The sequence below is a fragment of the Kurthia populi genome (assembly GCF_042686175.1).
In the GTDB taxonomy this organism is placed as follows: domain Bacteria; phylum Bacillota; class Bacilli; order Bacillales_A; family Planococcaceae; genus Kurthia; species Kurthia populi.
In genome coordinates, this window is the sequence record NZ_JBHUOR010000137.1 from 1 (window position 1) to 23,998 (window position 23,998).

Genomic DNA, 23,998 nt, shown 5'->3' on the forward strand with positions numbered 1-23,998 from the left:
CACTTTCATTGATCAACAATCGACCAAGAAAGTGCCTCAACTGGAATACCACACAGGATGCATTTGAATGTGAAGTGGTGCAGTTAATTTGACAATCTATCTTATGTAAACAAAAAGGAGTTACCATTTAGGCAACTCCTTTTTGTTTATTATTTCGTAGGTGAATCAAAAATAATCGTCACAGGGCCATCATTTATGAGCTCGACATCCATCATCGCGCCAAAGATACCTGTGTGGACTTCTAGGCCTTCTTTACGAAGTGCTTCATTAAAGTACTCCCATAGCGGTTCGGCGTGTTCTGGACGCGATGCACCAGTAAAACTAGGACGGTTCCCCTTTTTTGTATCAGCGTAAAGCGTAAACTGCGAAATAGATAAAATCGCACCGCCATGTTGAGAAATTGACAAATTCATTTTTCCTTCGTCATCTTCCCAAATACGTGTTTTAGCAATTTTGGCTGCTAAATAATCGGCATCTGATTTTGTATCGTCATGTGTAATACCTACAAGTAATACATACCCTTTGTTGATTTGACCTGTAATTTTTCCTTCTACGGTAACCGAAGCCTCTCGACTACGTTGTAATACGACTCTCACTTGTTCTAACTCCCCTTAGTTGTTGACACGTTGTACAGAATATATATCTGGAATTTGTTTAATACGATCTACCACTTTATATAAATGTTGAATATCACGAATTTGTAATGTTAAATGAACCGTCGCAATTTTATCACGATCTGCACGGCCATTTACTGCACTAATTTGCGTTTTTGTTTCATTTACAACTTGCATAACATCTGTAATTAAAGCCGGACGATCAAAACCAGTCACTTCAATATCAACGGCATATAATTTAGTATTATTGTCAGCAAATTCCCATTCAACATCAATTAATCGTTCTTTTTCAGATGCAGCTTGTACGTTTGGACAATCTGCACGGTGAACCGATACCCCACGCCCTTTTGTAATAAAGCCTACGATATCATCGCCAGGAACCGGGCGACAACAACGTGATAAACGAATTAATAGATTTTCTAACCCTCTAACAACAACACCGGTTTCTGTTGGTTTTGTATCTTCAGGTTTATTCATTTCCTTCGTGATTTTTTGAAGCGCTTCTTGTGAATCACGTTCTTTACGAATTTTTTCTGCTAATCGATTAACCACTTGTAAAGCAGTCATGCCATTAAAACCAACTGCAGCAATTAAATCATCGGCAGATTGGTAATTAAATTTTTCACAAGCACGCTTGAAGTTTTCCGTAGTTAATACTTCATCACGATTAAAGCCTTGTTCTTCAATCTCTTTTTCAATCATTTCGCGCCCTTTATTCACATTATCTTCACGTGCTTGCTTTTTAAAGAATTGCTTAATTTTATGTTTTGCTTGTGAAGATTGTGCTAGGCTCAGCCAATCACGGCTTGGGCCAAATGATTGTTTTGATGTAATCACTTCAACAATATCGCCTGTATGCAGTGGTGTATCAAGCGGCACCATTTTGCCATTCACTTTTGCACCAATGGTACGGTTCCCAATCTCAGAGTGCACACGATAGGCAAAGTCAATTGGTACAGAGCCTGCGGGAAGCTCAAGTACGTCGCCTTTTGGTGAAAAGACGTAAACCATATCTGAGAATAAATCGAATTTTAATGATTCCATAAATTCCTCAGCATCATTGGATACATTTTGGAATTCTAAAATCTCACGGAACCACGTTAATTTGCTATCAATATCAGATTTTTCAGTCGCTGCGTTTTTACCTTCTTTATACGCCCAATGCGCCGCAACACCGTACTCTGCAATATTATGCATATCTTTTGTACGAATTTGTACTTCTAAAGGGTCCCCGTAAGGTCCAATAACCGTCGTATGTAACGATTGATATAAATTTTGTTTTGGCATGGCAATATAATCTTTAAAACGTCCTGGCATTGGTTTCCATAATGTATGGACAATCCCTAATACGGCATAACAATCTTTAATGCTATCTACAAGTACGCGAATCGCTAATAAGTCATAGATTTCATTAAATTGTTTATGCTGAGACTGCATTTTTTTATAAATACTATAAATATGCTTTGGACGTCCCGATAGGTCTGCATGAATTTCAACATCATCCAATTGGCCATGAATTTCGTCCATCACATTTTTCAAATAAGCTTCACGTTCTGTACGCTTACGTTTCATTAAATTAACAATACGATAATATTGTTGTGGGTTTAAATAACGTAATGCCGTATCTTCGAGTTCCCATTTGATTGCTGAAATCCCTAAACGATGTGCTAATGGCGCAAAAATTTCAAGTGTTTCTTTTGAAATTCGACGTTGTTTTTCTACAGGCAAATGTTTTAGCGTACGCATATTATGTAAGCGGTCTGCTAATTTAATTAAAATAACACGAATATCTTGGGCCATCGCAACAAACATTTTACGATGGTTTTCTGCTTGTTGTTCTTTTTTCGATTTATATTTGATTTTCCCTAATTTTGTGACGCCATCAACTAACATGGCTACTTCTTCACCAAATTGCGCTACTAAATCTTCACGTGTCACTTCTGTGTCTTCTACAACATCGTGTAAAAAGCCCGCAGAAACCGTTTCTGGATCCATTTGTAAATCTGCCAAAATACCTGCTACTTGTACAGGATGCACAATATACGGCTCTCCCGAACTACGGAACTGCTCCTTATGCGCCTCTCTTGCTAGCTCATATGCGCGTCGCACAAACTCGACGTGTTCCTCATTCATATAAGAAGAAAGTATGTCAAACACTTCTTCTGATGTCATTACTTGATCCTTCGCCATGTTAAGCCCACCCTATTCATAATTTTTCCGATTAGATATAAGTTCCATTTTATAAAACAATGCCTACCTTTGTAAAGCTACTACTATTGATTTATTCGTAAAATAAACTTTTAATTGAAGAAAAACACAAAAGCTACGCCAATGCGCAGCTTTTGTGCTTCATTCATCACTCAATGATTAGTATGGGTATTGCATTAATGTGAAGATATCATAGCCTTCAATTTTATCGCGACCGTGTAATTCTTCTAATTCAATTAAGAATGCACAGCCGACTACTTCGCCGCCTAATTCTTCGATTAATTGAATCGTTGCAGCAACTGTACCACCAGTAGCAAGTAAATCATCAACGATTAATACTTTTTGGCCTGGTTTGATAGCATCTTTGTGCATTGTTAATGTGTCTTTACCGTATTCTAAGCCGTAATCAGCTGAGATGACTTCACGAGGTAATTTACCAGGTTTACGTACCGGAGCAAATCCGATTTCTAATGCGTATGCTACAGGACATCCTGTAATGAAGCCACGCGCTTCAGGTCCGACGATAAGCTCTGCGCCTACTTTTTTAGCATATTCCACAATTTGGTCAGTAGCATATCGGTATGCTTTACCATTGTCCATAATTGTTGTGATATCTTTGAAAGAAATGCCTTCTTTAGGCCAATCTTGTACGATCGATACGTATTGTTTTAAATCCATTATTGTTCCTCCTCAGAAACTGTTTGATGTATTCGTTCATCAAACCACTGTCTTAAATCTTTATATGGTGCATACAACAGCGTCTTTTCTAACGCGAGTTGCTGCGTGCGCTCTTTGTAAATAGCAGCAGATGTTAAGTCTCGCTTTGGTGGGTTATCTACAATTTTAGCAAGTCCATTCTCTATTGTAACAAATTCAAGTTCAAAAAACACCTGTGTCATGAAAATTAGCATTGCTCGACTCCAACCTTTATGCTTCGCTAATGTATTCAAATTTTGGTGTAAATGGAATTCGCGACGTTTTCGTAAAAATGCGTAGTACCAGACAAATTGTTCACGTGTCGGCATTCCATCGAATAAATGTGGGTCTGATACGTAGAAATGCGCATAAATTCTTTCCAATTTTTCCAACGAAATAACGTGTTCTAATTGTTGAACATTCTGTGGCAAGTCGAGTAAAACAATAAATTTCTCGTATGCTTCTGCAGTATCTTCTTCGTCATAATATTTAATTTCCCGTGGAATAACACTCGTATAATGCGCAATTGTATCTTTACGAAATGCTAAAAATGTTGTTTGGTCTGCATCAATTTTCGCTAACCATTGTGAAATTTTATGTCCGCCACGAATATCAAAAAGCTGCCAAGCATCGGTATGCACGTCTTGTAGCATGAATTGTGGTTTACGACGACCATTCCACTCATTAATTTGAATATCCCCAGCAAATGAAATATCGATGCCTGGTGTCAGTTCATCGGCTAAATACCCTTTATGAAAACCAACAGCATCTAAATAATGGCCATTTTTCCCGATTTCCATTTTAATATGGTCTTCATTGGCACCAATTTTACGCATCGTTTTAATGGATAAGTCTCGTAAACCGTATAATGGTTTTTCAAACTCCACTCCAAATGGCGCTAATTTTTTCAAATCATCCAGTGCGTCTAAATCAATTTCTTCTACATTAAGTGGAATATCAATATTTAAAACCGGCACCAAATCTTCTTCACTTAAACAATCAAGTGCTTGTGTATGTAGACGACTGCGTAGCTCATCCACATCGGCTTGTTGCAACGTCATACCTGCGGCCATTGGGTGTCCCCCAAATGCTGGTAAAATATCACGATTTTTATCAAGTTCCACATACATATTAAAGCCTTCAATACTACGTGCCGAGCCTTTTGCAATGCCTTTTTCGCTATCTGTCGCCAGGACGATTGTTGGACGATAGTATTTTTCTACCAGACGTGATGCAACTATTCCGACAACACCCGCATTCCACCCCTCACCTGCAACGACTAACACACGAGAATTTCCTACTTCCGGAATAGTTTCAACCATATCAATGGCTTCCTCTGTAATGGCTGCAACTAAATCTTGACGCTCTTTATTACGTTCGTTTAAATAATTCGCCATATGCATGGCCTCTGTTTGTTGTTCCATCATTAAAAAGTCAACACCAGGTGCGGCATCTCCTAAGCGTCCTAGTGCATTTAAACGAGGACCAAAGCCAAAGCCGATCGTTTGTTCATCAATATCACTTAACTCTGTACCCGCAACGGTTGCTAATGCTTGGATTGCCGGTCGCGCATGATGACGCATACGTTCTAATCCTTTGATAACGAAATAACGATTTTCATCTACTAACGGAACTAAATCAGCTACTGTCCCAATCGCAACGACATCTATTAATTCCTCAGGTACGCGACCTAATAGTGCTTGAGCTACTTTAAACGCCACCCCAACACCGGCCAACTCACCAAATGGATAATTCCCCTCTGGGTGACGTGGGTGAATAATAAAGTCTGCATTCGGTAATTCTTTTCCTGGCTCATGGTGATCTGTAACAATTACATCTACACCAAGTGACTTGATAACATCAATTGGACCATTGCCTGCAATGCCATTATCGACTGTAATCAATAAGTTGGCGCCTGCTTCTGCAATTTCACGGAATAGCGCTTCATTCGGTCCATAACCATGCTCGAAGCGATTTGGAATAACGTGTTCTACAACTGCACCAAGCTGCTGTAGCGCTGTCTTCATAACCGTTGAACTTGTAATACCATCTGTATCATAATCACCGTAGACCACAATATTTTCCTGTTGCTCAATGGCACGTTGAATCCGCGCAACCGCTCCCTCTAAATCATGCAATAAATACGGATCATGAATAACTTCCTCATCTGTACGCAAGAAATCAAGTGCCTCATCTGTAGTTGTATACCCGCGTGTCACTAAAATTTTCGCTGCAAGTGCAGATAAACCCGTCCCTTGTGCAACGGCTTCCACTGCTTGCTCATCGGGCGTATGAATACGCCATTTTTTCTCCATAGTTCCCATATGCTCACTTCCTCACTATCTTTCATTATAACGACAAACATTCGTTTGGCACATAAAAAAGCTTAATGAGTATACCAGTTTAAAAACGCTTCTCCGTAAAAATAGGTAACCATTGTTGCAATAGCAATCGAGGGCGCAAAAGGAATTTCTCTCGTTGTAGATGCTCGACCTACGAAAAACCACACAAATCCACATAATGTCGCTAAAAATAACGATACGAACGCTAAAGGTAAGCCAAGTACTGCACCAATAATTGCATATAATTTCACATCGCCACCACCGATTCCACCATGTGATAGCCATGCAAATAATGCTAAAAATAAAAAAATGCTTGCACTTCCGACTATTCGCATGAATAATAGCTCAGGTTCAAATAAGCAAATGATAAAAATAACACTCCAAAAAAACAATAAAATACGATTGGGAATCAGTTGATAGTACATGTCACTCACTGAAATTGTGACAAATAATAAGACAAGAACAAAGCCTAGAAAAAAAGCATTCGATAGACCATAAACACTATATAATGCGACAACTAAAAAGCCACTAAGTACTTCAAGGAATGGTGATAATAACGGAATCGATTTCTGACAATGTCGACAGCGCCCTCGTAATAAAATATAAGATAAAATCGGAATCAATTCTACTGGCTTTAAGACAGTGTGACACTGTTCACAGCAAGAACGTCCAACGATAAAAGATTGCTTTTTCGGTAAACGATAGCCTACCACATGACAAAACGACGCAAAACAGGCAGTAATTATAAAAAGTAATACGGGCATCTAATCAGCTCCTTTTTGACAGTGTACGTGGCATCCTTTATTTTAGCGAATTTATTTTTTTACAATAATGACGAAAAAGAAGTTATTATTTAAAAACCCATTAAAAAAAACGTGCATTTGAAAATAATCATTCAAATACACGTCCTATTATTTATTTCACCGTAAATTTAATCGCAAATGGTGTAGTAATTGCTTTTGATGTTTTTGTTTTTAATTTAGTAGGATCAATCATAATCACATAATTCCCTTTTGCTAATGTTTTGGTTGTCGTTAAACGAATAGCTTTCCCGCTTGAAGCCTTCGTCAATTTAAAACCCGATACCTCTTTGCCAGCGCGGTAAATGACAACACGATTCTCTGTGAGCGTAGAAGACTTAATCGGCGTTGTAAAGCGAATCTGTGTCGTTTTCGCAGACGCCATTTTTGTTAAATTTGTCGCACTGATTTTTGTCGATTTTGTCGTAGGAGACGTTACAACCGTTTTAATTTTTTTATTGTAAGCCTTCACTAATTTCTTTTCGGGAGATGCTAAGTCACTATAAAGTGAATACAATGGCGTGAATTTTGTGCGTAAGCCAATTTTTCTACCTTCTTGAATTGCTGAAAGCCACGTTGTAATTTTATATTGATTATTACTAATAAACTGCTGTGCATCACTCTTCGTTTCAATCGCTTCATCATCTGTATCGATTGGTAAACTAGAGCCATCTGAGTCGTCTGGTGAAGGTGTTATCGGTTCATTTTCAACTGTTGGTAATTTTTCATCTGTCACAAACGCAGCCAAATTCGGTAAGCCGTTACCATATAAATCATCACGCCCTGACACACCTAAATCTTCACTATATTTTTTTAATAAAGCTTGAAGCTGTGCTGTAGTTGCTGTTGGGTATTTTTCTTTTAGTAAAGTAATCATTGCTGTAATATGAGGTGCCGCAAATGACGTACCTGAATCCACTCTTATACCGCCGGATTTTGATAGCAATCGAAGAGACTCTCCTGGCGCTACAAAATCAACGGTATCACCTACATTTGAAAAATACGAGCGCACTTTTTGTTGATCTACCGCTCCGACACCAATCACACCTGAATAGGCTGCAGGATAATCAACCGGTGCCAATGCAGATAACGAACTTTCATTGCCGCTAGCAGCAATAATGGTGACACCTGCTGCATTTGCTGCTTTAATAGCACGCTCTAAAATAGCATCGGGTTCTGCAGAGCCGAGCGACATATTTAGCACAGTAAGATTGTTTTCAATACTCCATTCTACTGCCGATAAAATTGTCGACATTTCAGCGTTGTCTCCTTCGAAAACCTTTAGACTATAAACATCGGCATTAGGTGCCAGTCCCACAACTGTATTCGTACCATCTTTTACAGAATTCGCTGTGATGATACCAGCTACTCCCGTACCATGGTTTTCTGTGTCATAAACTGTACTCTCGTCTACTGAAGTCGCTGGATTGTCTTGTACAAAGGATAAACGTGTCACATGATCCATACCTGAGACCTTAGCAACACCTGTATCAATGACTCCCACTTTTACACCATTGCCGGTTAAACCTAATGTCCAAGGGCGTGTTATCCCCGTCATTTTCGAACTCCATGATAAATTGGTAATCGATAATAAATCAGCCGTTGTATAGCGAGCAGAAGTTTCGTATGTAGTTGCATTTTTTTCGATTACTTGAATATTTGTATCTGATTTTAATATGCGCAGTGCATCATCACTAAATGTTCCTTCGATTGTTTTAAAGGCTTCGAAATCTTTTACAATAGCCGTTGCATTCTCCTCAATTGCTTGTTTACCGGCATCATTTTTATAAATAATAAAAACATCCTCATGCTCTGCTGCATGGGCAAATTGTGGTGCAGCTACTGCTAACCAAGCGGAAGCTCCAATTGTTAAACACCATTTTTTCCAATTCATCTTTCTTCTCTCCTACTCACTGAAAATTGGCCAACACGTCCATTTATTACATCTGAATTGTTCATATTGTATCATAGAGCGTCATATTCTACGTTACTTTCATATGTCATTTCAATTACATTTCTAGTAAAAAAAGCACCCTAGCTATATGCTAGAGTGCTTTTTAATGAAGCCTTAAACCATTGGCTCATCTGAACCCCATTTGCTTTCTTTTTTACTAACGTCAAGTTTGCCGCCTTGCTTTTTCATTTGGCGTACTTTAAGCACATACCAAATTTGAGCTGCGATATAGATTGATGAGTAAACACCGGTAACTAAACCGATTAATAATGCAAGTGAGAATGTTTGAATTGATGTTGCACCGAAAATCATTAGGGCAATAACAACAACTAACACCGTTACGACGGTATTCACAGAACGTGTTAATGTTTGACGTAATGATTTATTGACAATATGCGCTAAATCTTCTGCATTTTTAATAACACCAACGCGGTGAAGATTTTCTCGAATACGGTCAAATGTAACAATCGTATCATTTATCGAGTAACCGACAATCGTTAAGACTGCAGCGATAAAGGTAATGTCAACTTCGATACGGAATAAACTAAAGATCGCAATCATAAAGAATACGTCATGTAGTAATGAAATAATCGTACCGACACCCATGCGCCATTCGAAACGAACCGCAACATAAATAATAATACCAATTGCAGCGTAGACTAATGCTTTAATCGCATTTGAAACAAGCTCTGCACCAATTGTTGTCGATACAGTTGAAATGACAACTTCCGTATCATCACCGTATTGCGCTTTCATATGATCACGGAATTGTTTCACTTCGTCTTTTGAGAAATCCTCTACAAAACGTAGTACAGCTGTTTCTGATTTATCACCTGCGATTGAAATATCTTTTGGTGTTAAACCTTCTTTTTCAACTACTTTTTGAACTTCTTCCGAATTTAACGTTTGTGTTGTTTGAACTTCCACACGAGAACCAGCTGTAAAGTCGATACCTAAGTTTAATTTAAAAATACCTAGCACGATCATACCAGCTAAAATTAACACTGCTGAAAGCGCAAAGAATTTCTTACGATTATGCACAAAGTCAAAGCGGTCAAAGTGTGTTTTTAAATCAAGTGTATCAATACCTTCTGATAGCTTGTGTACTTTTTTCTTATTTACACCAAATAACCAAGGTTTATTATCTAAATAACCTGATTGAACAAGTAAGCCGAGTAATATACGTGTACCTGCAATTGCTGTAATAAAGGTTACAACAATACTAATGATTAATGTTGTGGCGAAACCTTTTACGCTACTTGTACCGAAGTAGAATAATACAGCGGCTGCAAGTAATGTCGTAATATTAGCATCAAAGATTGCTGTGAACGATGATTTAGAACCCGATTTGAAAGCTGCTTTAACAGACTTACCGACACGTAATTCCTCTTTAATACGTTCATACATGAGGATATTCGCATCGACGGCCATCCCAATCCCTAATACTAACGCGGCGATACCTGGTAGCGTCAGTACAGCATTAATCATTTCAAATACCCATAATACGATGTATGTGAAGATTGCTAATGTAATGACTGCTACTAAACCAGGTAAACGGTAAACAACTAACATAAAGATAAAGATAGCAGCAACACCGATGATACTCGCAAATACTGTGGCTTTTAATGCGTCATCACCGAATTGTGCCCCAACAGATGTTGAATACATTTCAACTAATTTCGCTGGAAGTGCACCGGCATTTAAAATACCTGCTAAATCTTTTGTTTCTTGTACAGTGAAGTTACCTGAAATTTCAACATCTGTAGTATTTAAAACTTTAGTAACTGTTGCTGCAGAAGCGTATGCTGGTTCCTCTTTTTGTGCTTCTTTTACGTAGGAATCACCTTTTTGATAATCCAACCAAATTACAAGTAAATTTTGTGGAGCGGGACGTTGTGAAATTTCAGAAGTAATATCTGCAAATTTTTGTGCGTCTTTTAATTTCAAGGTAACAATCGGTTTATTCTCTTGATTGAAAGCCGCTTTTGCGCCACCTTGTACTAAGTCATTACCGTTAAGTAATAGCTTATCATCGAAGTCACGGAACGTTAAGTTCGCTTGACTTGATAGCACTTCACGCGCTTGGTCTTGGTTTTTAACACCGGCAAGCTGTACGCGAATACGATTTTTTCCTTCAATTTGAATGCTTGGCTCAGATACACCTAATACGTTAACACGTCTAGAAATCGCATCTGCTGTTGCCTTTACATCCTCTTCCGTTACTTTACCGCCATCTTTTAGCGGTTGTACTTCATACAGAACCTCAAAGCCACCCTGTAGGTCAAGACCTAAGTTGATGTCTTTTAAGACTCCGTTAATCGTCGTGCCCATTGTTGCGAATAAAGCGATCACAATCAATAAAAAGGCCGCGATTCGGCTTCTTAATTTCATTCAAAAATCCTCCTCAAACGAATGCCACAATATGTTATAAAAATAATAACATGAAAATATTATTCTTATAAAGCATTAAGAACATATACCTATGCTCTTTTGCCATTTTCTACATAACAGCCTTATTATGAAACAGCTTGGCGTTTGTGTCAAATGACGTCAAAAAATTATGATGATTCCGCGCTATGCAGGCGCCAATAATCTTGCATCGATAAGGAAAATAAATCAGCAATTAAGCTATGGATATGAAGCTGTTCTGGTTTTTCATGCTGCCATAAATACTTCAAGCAAAATTCCCACAGCTCTTCTGGTGTAAGATGTGTCCCTTGTAATGCAAAATCTTCGCATTTCATCGATAGGACGAACGCGACTTGTTGGTACAATTCATTAAATGCGACCATGCTGAACAACCTCCTCTTACTTGAATACTATTGTTATTATACCAAGAACTCGAAACTCTCGCTCACTTCACGTAGGAATATTTCGCCAAAAAAAGAAAAGGACGCCCGTTTGGACATCCTTTTTGACTTATAACGTCGTTATTATTTTGTTAATGATACGCCTTCGCCTTCTAACACACGTTGAATCGCAGCGCGCTCAAAGCGTACTTTTGAACCATCTTCAATTGATAAAACAACTGTTGAATCGTCAATTGCTTCAACTGTACCGTGTAAGCCACCAATTGTGACAACTTTGTTACCACGTGATAAAGCATTTTGCATTTCTTGTTGTTTCTTACGTTGCTTTTGGCTCGGACGAATTAACATAAAGTACATTAATGCAATGATTACGATCATTGGTAATAAACCCATTAAATCCATTTCTATCTAGTCCCCCTTTCTATCTATACAAGAAATAATTATACAAGACTTAGAAGTTTTTTGCATTCGGTTTGTTGAAGCCATATTTTTCGAAGAACTCTTCACGGAAATCGCCTAGACGGTCTTCTCGGATTGCTTCACGCACTTGACGCATTAAGTTTTGCAAGAAATGTAAGTTATGTGTTGATGTTAAACGAATACCAAATGTTTCGTCGGCTTTAATTAAGTGACGAATGTATGCTTTTGTGTAGTTTTTACATGTGTAGCAATCGCACTCAGGATCGATTGGTGTAAAGTCTTTTGCAAATTTCGCATTTTTCACAACGACACGACCTTGACTTGTCATACATGTACCATTACGTGCAATACGTGTTGGTAGTACACAGTCAAACATATCGATACCGCGGATTGAACCATCGATTAATGAGTCTGGTGAACCAACACCCATTAAATAACGTGGTTTGTTTTCGGGCATTAATGGTGTTGTATATTCAAGCATACGGTTCATGATTGGTTTTGGTTCCCCTACAGATAAACCACCGATTGCATAGCCTGGGAAGTCCATTGCTACTAAATCACGTGCTGATTGTTTACGTAGCTCTTCGAATTCGCCACCTTGAATAATCCCAAATAAACCTTGTTCATCTGGACGTGCATGCGCTTTTAGACAGCGTTCTGCCCAGCGTGTTGTACGCTCAACAGACGCTTTCATATATTCAAATGTTGCTGGGAATGGTGGACATTCATCAAAGGCCATCATAATGTCTGAGCCTAATGCATTTTGAATTTCCATTGCTTTTTCAGGACTTAAGAACATTTTCGAACCATTTAAGTGGTTACGGAAATGCACGCCTTCTTCTGTGATTTTACGCATATCAGATAGCGAGAATACTTGGAAACCACCTGAGTCTGTTAAGATAGCACCGTCCCAGTTCATAAATTTGTGTAAGCCACCCGCTTCTTTAATTAGCTCGTGACCTGGGCGTAACCATAAATGATACGTATTTGACAGGATTATATTGGCACCCATTGCTTTAATTTCTTCTGGCGCCATTGTTTTAACTGTTGCTTGTGTACCTACTGGCATAAAAGCAGGCGTTTCAAATGAGCCGTGTGGCGTATGCACGATACCTAAGCGTGCGCCTGTTTGTTTACATTTTTTAATCAGTTCATAACGAATTGGTTGTTGAGACATGTATTAATTTCCTTTCTTTTGTGGGCGAATAAACATTGCATCACCAAAGCTGAAGAAGCGATATTTGTTTTCTACAGCGATTTTATATGCGTTTAAGACGTTTTCACGACTTGATAATGCACTAATCATCATCACAAGTGAAGATTTTGGTAAGTGGAAGTTTGTTACCATACCATCGATTGCTTTGTATTCAAAACCTGGGTAAATAAAGATTTTTGACCAACCAGATTCAGCGACAATTTCGCCATTATTATTTTGAGCGACTGTTTCAAGTGTACGTGTTGACGTTGTACCAACTGTAATAACACGACCACCATTCGCTTTTGTATCATTAATAATTTTCGCTGTATCTTCTGGAAGATTGTAAAATTCCGCGTGCATATCATGTTCTTCGATATTATCAACACTAACAGGACGGAATGTACCGATACCAACGTGAAGTGTCACGAAAGCAACTTCTACACCCTTTGCGCGGATTGCATCTAGAATTTCTTCTGTGAAATGTAGACCTGCTGTTGGTGCAGCCGCAGAACCCAACTCTTTAGAGTATACAGTCTGATAGCGCTCTTGGTCATCTAATTTCTCGTGAATGTATGGAGGAAGAGGCATTGTACCTAATTTTTCTAGAATTTCGATAAAAATTCCTTCATAGTCAAATTTAAATTTACGGCCACCATGGTCCATTTCACTTGTACATGTAGCAGTTAATAAGCCATTACCAAATGATACAACGGTACCTTCTTTAATACGTTTTGCTGGTTTTACAAGTGTTTCCCATTCATCGTTTTCAGTTTGTTTAATTAATAATACTTCGATATGTGCACCAGTGTCTTTCTTTTCACCGATTAAACGAGCTGGTAATACACGTGTGTCATTTAAAATAAGGCAATCGCCTTTTTCTAATTCGTCGACAATATGTGGGAAATGGTGATGTTCCACTTCACCTGTTTCTTTATTTAATACCATTAAACGACTCGCTGCACGATTTTCAAGTGGTACTTGCGCGATTAATTCTTCTGGTAGGTAGTAATCAAAATCTTCTAATTTCATCAGTTTGTTCCTTCTTTTCTTTAAGTTTCAGATGGGTAGCTATAGCCAAAATGCTCGTACGCTGGCGCTGTTGCCATACGTCCGCGTGGTGTACGTTGAATAAAGCCAATTTGCATTAAATACGGCTCATATACATCTTCGATCGTCATTGACTCTTCACCGATACTTGCCGCAATTGTATCAAGCCCTACAGGACCTCCGCGGAAGCGTTCAATCATCGTCTCCATCAATTTACGATCAATATGGTCAAGCCCTAATGGATCGACCTGTAAGAGCTCTAATGCTGTTTTGGATAAATCAATTGTAATGGCCCCGTCTCCAATGACCTGCGCATAATCTCGTACACGCTTTAATAGACGATTGGCAATACGTGGTGTCCCACGTGAGCGACGAGCTAATTCAACAGAAGCTTGGTCGTCAATCGCCACGTCAAATAAAGATGAACTACGTTTTACAATTTCGGCTAATGCTTCCTCATCATAATAGTCCAACCGTAATAATACACCAAAACGGTCTCGAAGTGGAGCAGATAGCGCGCCGGACCTTGTAGTTGCCCCAACTAATGTAAATGGTGGTAAATCTAGGCGTACAGAACGAGCAGTTGGCCCTTTTCCGACAACGATATCGAGACAGTAGTCTTCCATTGCAGGATAGAGTACTTCTTCGATCGAACGAGGTAGGCGATGAATTTCATCAATAAATAACACATCACCCGGCTCAAGGTCACTTAAAATGGCCGCTAAATCCCCTGGACGTTCAATAGCAGGGCCACTTGTCATGCGGATATTAACCCCCATCTCATTGGCAATAACGGCTGCTAATGTCGTTTTACCAAGTCCTGGTGGGCCATATAATAATACATGGTCTAATGACTCTTCGCGCATTTTTGCGGCTTCAATAAAGATTTTTAAATTCTTTTTTACTTTTTGTTGTCCAATATATTGTTGTAAATTTTGTGGACGTAACGATAATTCAAATGACTCATCAAAATTTGTAGCGCTTCCTGTTACGACGCGATCATCCATCGAACGTCCTCCTCTCTTATTGTTGCTTTAATAATAATTTCAGTGCTTGTTTCATATAAGCTTCTGTTGTCGTTAAATTTTCATCATCTGCTAAAATTTTCGTTACTTTTTCAAGCTCACGTTCTGAATAGCCTAATGCAGCAAGTGCTAGCATGGCTTCGTCTAATTCATGTTGATACGCATTAACGCCGAATAAAGGCAATTCATCTTCAGCACTTTTAAGGTCAATATTTTCAAGGAATTGATCGAGCTTGCCTTTTAAATCTAAAATCATTTGACGCGCTGTTTTCTTACCGACACCCGGGAATTTCACAAGGAATTTTTCATCTTCTTGCTCAATTGCTGTCACAACCGCATTTGGCGTGCCGCTTCCGACAATCGCAAGCGCGCCTTTTGGACCAATACCCGATACTTGGATTAATTTACGGAATAACTCACGCTGTTCAAGTGATGTGAAGCCAAATAATACATGCGCATCTTCGCGCACTTGTAAATGCGTAAAAACTTGTACAAGCTCTTCGCTTTGATGAAAAGCATATGGATTAGGTGTATTCAATTGATAGCCAATTCCACCTTGCTCCATCACAATATATTCTGGTGTAATACGTGTCACAACACCTTTTATGTAATCATACATGATTGTTTGCTCCTTTAAATAAAATATCCAAACACATATTCTCATTTTATCATAAACGACTCGCATTATCAGTTTTAATGCGAATCCCTAATATTTAATGGTACACTATGTATGCACATTATGCGAAACGTATTTAGAGGTGATTATTATGAAAAAATTATTAGGCGAAGAACGTCGCGCCTTTCTAATCGATTTACTAAAAACAGAGCATGCCGCAATTACAGGTACAGATTTAGCAAAACGTTCAAACGTATCACGCCAAGTTATTGTTAATGATATGGCACTACTGAAAGCACGTAATGAACCCATTATTGCCACAAGTCAGGGCTACTTATATTTTGTGCAGCCGCATGAAGAAATAGTTGAACGTCAAATTGCTAGTCATCATCGTGCTGATCAAACGGAAGAAGAATTGAATTTATTAGTTGATGCAGGTGTTACCGTTAAAGATGTGACAATTGTTCATCCAGTTTACGGTGACTTAACTGCATCCATCATGGTTTCGAGCCGCTTTGATGTCACACAATTTTTAAAACGCATGAGTGAAACTGCTGCCTCCCCGCTACTTGAATTGACAGAGGGCGCTCACCTACACACATTGACAGCCGACTCTGAAGAGAAATTAGATGCTGCTGAACAACAGTTACGCCTACATGGCTTTATCGTCGAAGACTAATAAAAAAGAGTTCGTCCTAGCAAATTGCTAAAGGCGAACTCTTTTTTTATTCAAACATATAATAGCTTCCGAGTGATTTAACAGAACAACCCAGAGCACGTAACTCTTCCATTGCTCCTTGCATCATCGGTACACGTTCATCTTCTAACACATCAACAATGAAGAAATATTCTCCTAGTTTCGTTTTAAGAGGACGAGATTCGATTTTACTCAAATTCAAACGTCTCCATGAGAACACAGATAATAATTGATGCAGTGCCCCTGGATTATCATTTGGTAATTTCACCATTAATGTTGTTTTAACTTGTTCATCATGTGTAAGTGATTCGACACGAATATTACTTTTCGATAGCACGAAAAAGCGCGTATGGTTGAAATGAAAATCATGAATATTGGATTCAACAATCGCTAAATCATATTGTGCAGCCGCTGCCTCATTGGCAATTGCTGCGACACATTCCTCTGGATGCTCTGACACATATTTGGCTGCTGCTGCTGTAGAGGAATGCGCTTCCTGCGGCACTGTACGGAAACGATAGTATAAATATTTATGACACTGCGCAAGTGCATGTGAGTGTGAATAAATATGTTCAACGTTTTCCCAGTTATCTAGCTGTGCTTTGTTAACCATCAAATGTTGTGCAATTGGAATCGCCATCTCAGCAGCTACAAATAAATTTGCTTCATGATATAAATAGTCGATTGTAAGTGGCACAATTCCTTCTAAGGCGTTTTCAATCGGCACGACAGCTAAATCTACCTGCCCTTCCGAAACAGCCTCTATACACTCAGGAATCGTTTTTACTGGAATCAACCAATCGTTTTCAAACAAACGTTTTGTTGCTAAATGCGTAAATGTACCTTCAGGGCCTAAATAGGCCACACGATTTTCCCATTCTTTTTCTGCCACGAAAATTCCCCTCTCGTTATAACGCTCCTGAACTAATAACTTCAGCTGATTCCACAAAATCTAATTTTTTAAGATTTTGTAATAAATCATCTAATTCTACGTCCATTGCCGTTACATCAAGAGATAATGTGACATTCGCTCTTCCTTGGATAGGGATCGTTTGGTGAATCGTTAACACATTACAATGCGTCTCCGTCACTGTGGAGAGCAAACGAGCTAACGTTCCTTTACGATCCTCTAATTGTAAGAAAACCGTTAAAATGCGTTCTTGCACAATAGAGTGGAAGGGAAAAACAGCATCTCGATACTTATAAAAAGCACTACGAGATAAATCGACTTCTTTTACAGCATCCCAAATTGAAGATACTGAGCCTGTTTGAAGCAAATGTTTTGCCTGCAAAGTTTTTTGCATAGCATCTGTTAATACATCTTCACGAACTAAATAGTAACGTTGATCCGCTACATTTTTCATGTCTTTCCCCCCTTATCACTAATCGACAAATTCGAATTCAAATTTCAGGATTCGTACCGTATCGCCATTTTCGATGCCATTATCGCGAAGTGCTTCATCAACACCCATACCACGCATTTGACGTGCGAAACGACGTACAGATTCTTCACGGCTGAAGTCTGTCATTTTGAATAGACGTTCAATTGTATCGCCACTTAATACGAATGCGCCATCTTCATCGCGTGATACGACGAAGTCTGGACCTTTCGCTTCGTGTTTGTATAGAACAGTAGCATCTGTTTCTTCTTCTTCAACATCATGAAGTAAGAACTCAGGTGTTACATCTAATAGCGCATCAATTTCGTAAAGTAGTTCTTGTAATCCTTGACGAGAAATAGCTGAAATTGCGAAAACTTTCGCTTCATCACCAATTTTTTTACGGAATACTTCTAAGTTTTCTTCCGCATTTGGCATGTCCATTTTGTTAGCAACAATCAGCTGAGGACGCTCAGTTAAGCGTAAGTTATATTCTTCTAACTCTTTATTGATTGTTAAGTAGTCTTCATACGGGTCGCGACCTTCCATACCACTCATGTCAATAACATGTACGATAACACGTGTACGTTCGATATGACGTAGGAACTGATGACCTAAGCCGACACCTTGTGCTGCACCTTCAATTAGACCTGGTAAATCCGCCATTGCGAATGATTTACCTTCGCCAACTTGTACCATTCCTAAGTTTGGAACGATTGTTGTGAAGTGATAAGCACCAATCTTCGGTTTTGCAGATGATACAACGGATAATAATGTTGATTTACCAACGCTTGGGAAACCAACTAAACCAACATCTGCTAAAACTTTTAACTCTAATATAACATTAAGTTCTTGTCCTGGCTCACCTTTTTCAGATAATTCTGGCGCTGGATTTGCAGGTGTCGCGAAACGAGAGTTCCCACGACCACCGCGTCCACCGCGAGCGATAATTGCTTCTTGGCCATCTTCAACTAAATCGGCAATTACTCGGCCAGTGCCTTCTTCTGTTACAACCGTACCTGGTGGAACAGGAACAACATATGGTTTCGCACCGCGACCGTGCGCGTTTTTACTCATCCCATTTTCACCGTTTTGTGCTTTGAAATGGCGTTTGAAACGGAAATCCATTAATGTACGTAAGCCTTCATCTACTTTGAAGACTAGGTCGCCACCTTTACCGCCGTCGCCACCTGCTGGGCCACCATTTGGAATAAATTTTTCGCGGCGGAACGCTACCATACCGTCCCCGCCGTCACCACCTTTTACATAAACTTTTACGTGGTCTACAAACATTGTTTAAAGTCCCTCCTTATGGGCGTAAATACTATAATACCAACGTTCTTCACAAAAAGAGGGTTCCTCTAGTTGTAACTCGGTACCTGTCAAATCAAACGAAATTGTTTTCGTTGACGTTTTCCCTATAAAATCAAATGAAATCTCAAATTCTATTTCATTCGCAAAAACATTTAATGAAAGTCGTTGTTCTACTAAAGGATCAAGTCCCTTGTAAATTGCTTGTACAGATTGCTCTAAACAATCGCGCAAAGGCTCGTCCCATGACTCTCGCGCCGTACCTTCTATATTGCAATCGATCAATATTTCTAATGATGGAAAGCGCCACGAAGCCGTGTGGAGCCATTCAATTGTTCTTTGAATACCTAATCTATTTATATTAAAGAAAGTTTGAGACGCTTCTACGATGTCACTCATCGCAGATTGAGCGGCCTCAACCCGTTCTAAATCAAGGTTCATTTTCACAAGTTGCAGCTGATTCATAAAATCATGATGAACAAAGCGCAACACCTCATTTATCGTTAATGGCCGTTCTGTCACAAGTACACGCTCCTTCGATGAGATGTTCATGTTTTTAGTATACCAATTTTCTATCAGAAATGCGTTATGAAATGTGCTGAAAAGAGATGTTTCAACAAAAAAAGGACGACTCCGCATAACGCAAGCCGTTCCATTGTCACAAAAAAAGGACTGCAACACATGCAGTCCTTTAGTGAGTGCTCTTAAATTAAGCTTCTTGAGCTACAGGGTATACGCTAACTTTTTTCTTATCGCGGCCTAAACGTTCGAATTTAACAACGCCGTCCACTTTCGCGAATAAAGTATCGTCACCACCGCGGCCTACGTTTTCACCTGGGTAAATTTTAGTACCGCGTTGACGGTATAAAATAGAACCAGCAGATGTAAATTGACCATCAGCACGTTTAGCGCCTAAGCGTTTTGACTGAGAGTCACGACCATTTTTAGTAGAACCTACACCTTTTTTAGATGAGAAGAACTGTAAATCTAAAGATACTAGTAACATATGTTCCACCTCCTACATCATTTTATATTTTAACTCGATAAAATCTCCATAACTAGCAACCATTGTATACACTTGGGTTACCATTGTTTGAAGAATAATTTGCAGTTTTGCATCGGTTTCAGTGTCCAAATCAGAAGGATCGATAACGACGGATAAAAAGCCGCCCTCATCACCTTGTTCAATGCCAGGTGTGATTTGTAATAGTTGATTGATTGCATTGACTGTACCAAAGGCAATAGCTGATGCACCCGCACAAACTAAATCACGACCAGGATCGCCAGAGTAGGCATGACCTGAAAATTCAAAGCCATATGATTTGCGTTCTTCAGTAGAATGAATCTCAACAGTAATCATATTGTCACCTCACTTATTAAGCGTTGATAGCTTCAACTACTAATTTAGTGTATGGTTGACGGTGACCTTGTTTACGACGGTAGTTCTTTTTAGCTTTAAGTTTGAAAACTGTAACTTTCTTTTGACGACCTTGTTTTTCAACTTTAGCTGTAACTGTTGCGCCTTTTACGAATGGAGCGCCCACTTTAACAGCGTCACCACCAACGAAAAGAACTTTGTCGAAAGTTACTACTTCACCAGCTTCTGCGTTGATTTTCTCAACGTAGATTTCTTGGCCAGCTTCTACTTTGATTTGTTTACCACCAGTTTCGATAATTGCGTACATAACTGCACCTCCTTAATTGACTCAGACTCGCCTTCAAGCAGTGTTTCTTAACGAAAACTTTAAAACTGTTTCAGTGCGGTTGTAGCACGGGTGCTACATAACGTTACAAATCATACCACACCACTATATTTGCGTCAAGAATAATTACAAAATAACTTTGGTCACATAACATTCAAACAATTTAAACAGAAAAAGGATCGCCTATAAAAGTGATCCTCTCTTAATAATATATCATTATTTTTTGAACATTGATTTTAGTTTCGCAAAGAATCCCGGTTTTTGTTTATCTAATGTCATAAGTGGCACAGATTCACCTAAAACGCGACGGACAATATTACGATACGCTTTTGAAGCGCCACTTGAAGGATCCATTACAATTGGCTCCCCTTTGTTTGATGAAGCAATAACATGCTCATCATCTGGGATAATCCCAATCAATTCAATTGATAGATGTGTCGTAATCTCATTCACATCAAGTGTTTCACCACGTTCCATCATTTCTGGACGAATACGGTTAATAATTAACTTCGGTGCTTCAACATTCGGTTCTTGTTCTAATAAACCAATGATACGGTCAGCATCGCGAACCGCAGAAATCTCTGGTGTTGTCACAACAATCGCTTTGTCAGCACCTGCTACAGCATTTTTATAGCCTTGTTCAATGCCAGCTGGGCAATCGATTAAAACAAAATCAAATTCTTGTTTCAAACCATCGATAAGTTCTTTCATTTGTTGCGGTGTCACAGATGTTTTATCGGAAGTTTGAGCTGCTGGTAATAGGAATAATAATTCATCAAAGCGTTTGTCTTTCACAAGCGCCTGGTGAACTTTACAACGACCTTCAACAACATCCACTAAGTCATAAATAATACGGTTTTCTAAACCTAAAATAACATCTAGGTTTCGTAAACCAATATCTGTATCGACTAGGCAAACTTTTTTCCCTTGAAGCGCCAATGCAGTACCTAAATTTGCAGAGGTTGTTGTTTTACCAACGCCTCCTTTACCAGAAGTAATTACAATAGCTTCCCCCACATTAGCTTCCTCCTTTAAACGTTGCCAAATTCGGTCTTATATTACGTAAATTTTGTAGACGATCAATGACAATATGTCCATTGTCATGTAAATAAGCACATTCCATTTCTGGTTGCTCCGATAAAATCGTCGTTTCATTCGTCATAATTTCAATGACATCATCGACCATTAAATGCGTTGCTTCGAGCCAAGAAGCAACAATCACTGCTTCGCGATTGCCCCCCTTACCTGCATGTACAATGCCCTTCACACGTCCTAGTACGAATATACTACCTGTTGCTTCCACGCGCCCGTTCGGATTAACGTCGCCAATAACAACGACATCTCCTTCAATCTTCAATACTTGGCCGGAGCGCACGATACCAATATATGTAGAAGATTGATGCTTTAACACTCGCTGATTGCTTTCTTCAACAGTTAAAACATCACTCTTGATTTTGGAAACAGTCACATGCTGGGTTTCTTCTACAGCTTGCAATAACTGTTTGAGTTTTTCATGTGTACAATAGCGGTTTCCTAGATGAATCTGTACATCTAAATGTTCATCATCGTCATGCTGCGTTACTACTTTCGTTGACTGTAAAGCATCTAGTAAATCTGCAAATCCGCATTGGTCATCCAGTTTCAGCACTAGGCCTTCTTTAGTCCCCTTCATTGTTACTAGTTGCTTTGTTGCCAAACTTATACACCTCTTATTTTATAATTTATAAAATGGAGCGATTTGCTCGCTGATAAGAACGATATTCTAGTAAATATTTAAAGCCGCCACCTAATAAGGCAAGGAAGATTACATTCGCAATCATCGTTGGGATTAGACGCGTATTTAAAAACTGTGCAAATGATATATCTGTAAAGCCAATCAATGCAAAGAATTGATACAGCGCTACTTCTATAATCGCAATTAACACCAATGACAAAGTTGTTGTCACTACTAGATGTTGATGTATATATTTTACTGTAGAACCAGCAATAAAACAAATAAATGGATATAAAAACGTATAAAGCCCTATGATATCGATATAAACAATATCATTAATCAGACCAAAAATGAGCCCGTAAATCATCGCTTTTTTACGGTCATAATAAATAGCCATAAAAATTAAAAACAAAATTAGAAAACGTGGCACTAAATAAATCAAATGACCTTGCCACTCAATTGGTGAAAATAGAGAAAACTCGGTTTCAGCAAAGAAAAGCACGATAACGACAGCTGGAATGAGATAACGTACCATTAGTTCCCAGCTCCTGCTGTGTTATCTATTGTTGCATCTTCTGCTTTGTTTGTATTGTTACCATCGACACCATCAACAGTAGTTGTAGCACGTTTCGCAATAACAACATGATCAATCATTGAGAAGTCTGCAGCTGGTTTAACATAGGCTAATTTCGTTAAGCCAAAGTCATCTGTTGTTACTTTTGTTACTTCCCCAATTAAAACACCTTTAGGGAAAATGCCACCAAGTCCAGATGTTGTGACTTTATCGCCTTTTTTCACTGAAAGCTCTGAATCAACACGTTTTAAAATAAGTTCGCCACGCTTACGATCATAGCCTTCAATTAAACCATTTGTTTCTTTTTTCTTATTTGCAATCGTTGCTGAAACACGATAATTCGTATTGCTTGTAGACAATAACTCAACTTCTGATGTTTGTGGTGTTGTTTGAACAACTTTACCAATTAAACCTTGGGAAGTAATAACGGCCATGTTTACTTTAACACCATCCGTAGAACCTTGGTTTAAAATCAATTTTTCTTCCCATTGGTCCGGATTACGAGCAATAACATTTGCTTGAATTGGATCATATTTGCGGAGGCTCGTTTGTTTACCAGCAAGCTTTTGTAATCGCTTGTTTTCAACATTTAATTCTTTCACCTCTGCTTGTAATGAGCCGAATTCTTCCAAGCGCGATTTTAAACGTTTATTTTCTTCATAAGTGTTAATCATCGCATCGATATCTTTAATAAATCCTGTAACATAATTAGTTGGCTTTGCAACAATTGATTGCGCAAAGCCAACAGTATCTTTTACGATTTTTTCAGGTAGCGATGCGTTTTGTCGATCGCGTAAGGATAAGCCGATTAATGCCACGAGTAAGATTACACCAATTATTAGAAAAATAACTTTTTTTCTGTTTAAAAATTGTGGCATTACTTAAACCTC

At 38.8% G+C, this 23,998-nt stretch carries 25 protein-coding genes and 1 other annotated feature; of the genes, 1 reads left to right on the forward strand and 24 read right to left on the reverse strand.

Going from position 1 to position 23,998, the window contains the following annotated elements:
- Positions 1-149: 149 nt before the first annotated feature.
- The 13 genes from dtd to ruvA form a co-directional block, all read right to left on the reverse strand.
- Positions 150-596 (reverse strand): D-aminoacyl-tRNA deacylase, encoded by a 447-nt coding sequence (gene dtd, locus ACFSY7_RS17360; RefSeq protein ID WP_380148893.1) that lies wholly within the window; start codon positions 594-596, stop codon positions 150-152.
- Positions 597-611: 15 nt separating this feature from the next.
- Positions 612-2,804 carry a RelA/SpoT family protein gene (locus tag ACFSY7_RS17365; protein ID WP_126991101.1) on the reverse strand — a complete coding sequence of 731 codons (2,193 nt, stop codon included), beginning with the start codon at positions 2,802-2,804 and terminating at the stop codon, positions 612-614.
- A 177-nt stretch (positions 2,805-2,981) separates the two neighbouring features.
- Complete coding sequence (locus tag ACFSY7_RS17370) at positions 2,982-3,500, reverse strand: adenine phosphoribosyltransferase (protein ID WP_126991100.1); 519 nt, start codon at positions 3,498-3,500, stop codon at positions 2,982-2,984.
- Positions 3,500-5,842, reverse strand: coding sequence for a single-stranded-DNA-specific exonuclease RecJ (gene recJ, locus ACFSY7_RS17375; protein WP_380148894.1), 2,343 nt, complete (start codon positions 5,840-5,842; stop codon positions 3,500-3,502). The genes ACFSY7_RS17370 and recJ overlap by 1 nt, the downstream gene beginning before the upstream one ends.
- Before the next feature lie 62 nt (positions 5,843-5,904).
- The gene (locus ACFSY7_RS17380) at positions 5,905-6,624 is read right to left on the reverse strand and encodes a prepilin peptidase (protein ID WP_380148895.1); all 720 of its coding nucleotides are present in this window, start codon (positions 6,622-6,624) and stop codon (positions 5,905-5,907) included.
- 151 nt (positions 6,625-6,775) lie between these two features.
- Positions 6,776-8,554, reverse strand: coding sequence for a S8 family peptidase (locus tag ACFSY7_RS17385; protein ID WP_380148897.1), 1,779 nt, complete (start codon positions 8,552-8,554; stop codon positions 6,776-6,778).
- Positions 8,555-8,728: 174 nt separating this feature from the next.
- Positions 8,729-11,005 (reverse strand): protein translocase subunit SecDF, encoded by a 2,277-nt coding sequence (secDF, locus tag ACFSY7_RS17390; RefSeq protein WP_380148898.1) that lies wholly within the window; start codon positions 11,003-11,005, stop codon positions 8,729-8,731.
- Positions 11,006-11,172: 167 nt separating this feature from the next.
- The gene (locus tag ACFSY7_RS17395) at positions 11,173-11,406 is read right to left on the reverse strand and encodes a post-transcriptional regulator (protein WP_126991095.1); all 234 of its coding nucleotides are present in this window, start codon (positions 11,404-11,406) and stop codon (positions 11,173-11,175) included.
- Between the two features lie 141 nt (positions 11,407-11,547).
- Complete coding sequence (gene yajC, locus ACFSY7_RS17400; protein WP_126991094.1) at positions 11,548-11,826, reverse strand: preprotein translocase subunit YajC; 279 nt, start codon at positions 11,824-11,826, stop codon at positions 11,548-11,550.
- Positions 11,827-11,875: 49 nt separating this feature from the next.
- On the reverse strand, positions 11,876-13,021 hold the full coding sequence (gene tgt, locus ACFSY7_RS17405) for a tRNA guanosine(34) transglycosylase Tgt (RefSeq protein ID WP_126991093.1): 1,146 nt from the start codon (positions 13,019-13,021) through the stop codon (positions 11,876-11,878).
- 3 nt (positions 13,022-13,024) lie between these two features.
- Entirely contained in the window at positions 13,025-14,071 is a 1,047-nt protein-coding gene (gene queA, locus ACFSY7_RS17410) for a tRNA preQ1(34) S-adenosylmethionine ribosyltransferase-isomerase QueA (RefSeq protein ID WP_126991092.1), read from the reverse strand.
- A gap of 20 nt (positions 14,072-14,091) precedes the next feature.
- A complete protein-coding gene (gene ruvB, locus ACFSY7_RS17415) occupies positions 14,092-15,096 on the reverse strand; it encodes a Holliday junction branch migration DNA helicase RuvB (RefSeq protein ID WP_380148900.1) in 1,005 nt (334 codons plus the stop codon).
- 16 nt (positions 15,097-15,112) lie between these two features.
- Entirely contained in the window at positions 15,113-15,733 is a 621-nt protein-coding gene (gene ruvA / locus ACFSY7_RS17420) for a Holliday junction branch migration protein RuvA (protein ID WP_126991090.1), read from the reverse strand.
- 148 nt (positions 15,734-15,881) lie between these two features.
- On the opposite strand from ruvA, the gene ACFSY7_RS17425 reads away from it, so the two are divergent.
- Positions 15,882-16,409 (forward strand): transcription repressor NadR, encoded by a 528-nt coding sequence (locus ACFSY7_RS17425; protein ID WP_380148902.1) that lies wholly within the window; start codon positions 15,882-15,884, stop codon positions 16,407-16,409.
- 46 nt (positions 16,410-16,455) lie between these two features.
- On the opposite strand, the gene pheA is transcribed toward ACFSY7_RS17425, so the two are convergent.
- The 11 genes from pheA to mreC form a co-directional block, all read right to left on the reverse strand.
- Entirely contained in the window at positions 16,456-17,319 is an 864-nt protein-coding gene (gene pheA, locus ACFSY7_RS17430; RefSeq protein ID WP_139992498.1) for a prephenate dehydratase, read from the reverse strand.
- Positions 17,320-17,335: 16 nt separating this feature from the next.
- Positions 17,336-17,791, reverse strand: coding sequence for an ACT domain-containing protein (locus ACFSY7_RS17435; RefSeq protein WP_126991088.1), 456 nt, complete (start codon positions 17,789-17,791; stop codon positions 17,336-17,338).
- 18 nt (positions 17,792-17,809) lie between these two features.
- A complete protein-coding gene (obgE, locus tag ACFSY7_RS17440; protein ID WP_126991087.1) occupies positions 17,810-19,099 on the reverse strand; it encodes a GTPase ObgE in 1,290 nt (429 codons plus the stop codon).
- A gap of 3 nt (positions 19,100-19,102) precedes the next feature.
- Positions 19,103-19,639: a Spo0B domain-containing protein gene (locus ACFSY7_RS17445; RefSeq protein WP_126991086.1), complete on the reverse strand. Its 537-nt coding sequence runs from the start codon at positions 19,637-19,639 to the stop codon at positions 19,103-19,105.
- A 187-nt stretch (positions 19,640-19,826) separates the two neighbouring features.
- Positions 19,827-20,123, reverse strand: a complete 297-nt coding sequence (rpmA, locus tag ACFSY7_RS17450; protein WP_126991085.1) for a 50S ribosomal protein L27 — start codon at positions 20,121-20,123, stop codon at positions 19,827-19,829.
- 12 nt (positions 20,124-20,135) lie between these two features.
- A complete protein-coding gene (locus ACFSY7_RS17455; RefSeq protein WP_126991084.1) occupies positions 20,136-20,477 on the reverse strand; it encodes a ribosomal-processing cysteine protease Prp in 342 nt (113 codons plus the stop codon).
- 16 nt (positions 20,478-20,493) lie between these two features.
- On the reverse strand, positions 20,494-20,802 hold the full coding sequence (rplU, locus tag ACFSY7_RS17460) for a 50S ribosomal protein L21 (RefSeq protein ID WP_380148907.1): 309 nt from the start codon (positions 20,800-20,802) through the stop codon (positions 20,494-20,496).
- A gap of 13 nt (positions 20,803-20,815) precedes the next feature.
- Positions 20,816-20,893 (reverse strand) — a sequence feature (ribosomal protein L21 leader region).
- Between the two features lie 143 nt (positions 20,894-21,036).
- On the reverse strand, positions 21,037-21,837 hold the full coding sequence (minD, locus tag ACFSY7_RS17465) for a septum site-determining protein MinD (RefSeq protein ID WP_126991083.1): 801 nt from the start codon (positions 21,835-21,837) through the stop codon (positions 21,037-21,039).
- 1 nt (position 21,838) lies between these two features.
- Positions 21,839-22,516: a septum site-determining protein MinC gene (locus ACFSY7_RS17470; protein ID WP_126991082.1), complete on the reverse strand. Its 678-nt coding sequence runs from the start codon at positions 22,514-22,516 to the stop codon at positions 21,839-21,841.
- A 25-nt stretch (positions 22,517-22,541) separates the two neighbouring features.
- Entirely contained in the window at positions 22,542-23,069 is a 528-nt protein-coding gene (gene mreD, locus ACFSY7_RS17475) for a rod shape-determining protein MreD (RefSeq protein ID WP_126991081.1), read from the reverse strand.
- Positions 23,069-23,986, reverse strand: a complete 918-nt coding sequence (gene mreC / locus ACFSY7_RS17480; RefSeq protein WP_126991080.1) for a rod shape-determining protein MreC — start codon at positions 23,984-23,986, stop codon at positions 23,069-23,071. The genes mreD and mreC overlap by 1 nt, the downstream gene beginning before the upstream one ends.
- Between the last annotated feature and the right edge of the window lie 12 nt (positions 23,987-23,998).

What these genes read in the sequence shown, in the direction of transcription:
- ACFSY7_RS17365 (WP_126991101.1), bottom strand. Translation starts at nt 2,804, where the DNA reads ATGGCGAAGGATCAAGTAATGACATCAGAAGAAGTGTTTGACATACTT.
- ACFSY7_RS17370 (WP_126991100.1), bottom strand. Translation starts at nt 3,500, where the DNA reads ATGGATTTAAAACAATACGTATCGATCGTACAAGATTGGCCTAAAGAA.
- recJ (WP_380148894.1), bottom strand. Translation starts at nt 5,842, where the DNA reads ATGGGAACTATGGAGAAAAAATGGCGTATTCATACGCCCGATGAGCAA.
- ACFSY7_RS17380 (WP_380148895.1), bottom strand. Translation starts at nt 6,624, where the DNA reads ATGCCCGTATTACTTTTTATAATTACTGCCTGTTTTGCGTCGTTTTGT.
- ACFSY7_RS17385 (WP_380148897.1), bottom strand. Translation starts at nt 8,554, where the DNA reads ATGAATTGGAAAAAATGGTGTTTAACAATTGGAGCTTCCGCTTGGTTA.
- secDF (WP_380148898.1), bottom strand. Translation starts at nt 11,005, where the DNA reads ATGAAATTAAGAAGCCGAATCGCGGCCTTTTTATTGATTGTGATCGCT.
- ACFSY7_RS17395 (WP_126991095.1), bottom strand. Translation starts at nt 11,406, where the DNA reads ATGGTCGCATTTAATGAATTGTACCAACAAGTCGCGTTCGTCCTATCG.
- yajC (WP_126991094.1), bottom strand. Translation starts at nt 11,826, where the DNA reads ATGGATTTAATGGGTTTATTACCAATGATCGTAATCATTGCATTAATG.
- tgt (WP_126991093.1), bottom strand. Translation starts at nt 13,021, where the DNA reads ATGTCTCAACAACCAATTCGTTATGAACTGATTAAAAAATGTAAACAA.
- queA (WP_126991092.1), bottom strand. Translation starts at nt 14,071, where the DNA reads ATGAAATTAGAAGATTTTGATTACTACCTACCAGAAGAATTAATCGCG.
- ruvB (WP_380148900.1), bottom strand. Translation starts at nt 15,096, where the DNA reads ATGGATGATCGCGTCGTAACAGGAAGCGCTACAAATTTTGATGAGTCA.
- ruvA (WP_126991090.1), bottom strand. Translation starts at nt 15,733, where the DNA reads ATGTATGATTACATAAAAGGTGTTGTGACACGTATTACACCAGAATAT.
- ACFSY7_RS17425 (WP_380148902.1), top strand. Translation starts at nt 15,882, where the DNA reads ATGAAAAAATTATTAGGCGAAGAACGTCGCGCCTTTCTAATCGATTTA.
- ACFSY7_RS17435 (WP_126991088.1), bottom strand. Translation starts at nt 17,791, where the DNA reads ATGAAAAATGTAGCGGATCAACGTTACTATTTAGTTCGTGAAGATGTA.
- obgE (WP_126991087.1), bottom strand. Translation starts at nt 19,099, where the DNA reads ATGTTTGTAGACCACGTAAAAGTTTATGTAAAAGGTGGTGACGGCGGG.
- rpmA (WP_126991085.1), bottom strand. Translation starts at nt 20,123, where the DNA reads ATGTTACTAGTATCTTTAGATTTACAGTTCTTCTCATCTAAAAAAGGT.
- ACFSY7_RS17455 (WP_126991084.1), bottom strand. Translation starts at nt 20,477, where the DNA reads ATGATTACTGTTGAGATTCATTCTACTGAAGAACGCAAATCATATGGC.
- rplU (WP_380148907.1), bottom strand. Translation starts at nt 20,802, where the DNA reads ATGTACGCAATTATCGAAACTGGTGGTAAACAAATCAAAGTAGAAGCT.
- mreD (WP_126991081.1), bottom strand. Translation starts at nt 23,069, where the DNA reads ATGGTACGTTATCTCATTCCAGCTGTCGTTATCGTGCTTTTCTTTGCT.
- mreC (WP_126991080.1), bottom strand. Translation starts at nt 23,986, where the DNA reads ATGCCACAATTTTTAAACAGAAAAAAAGTTATTTTTCTAATAATTGGT.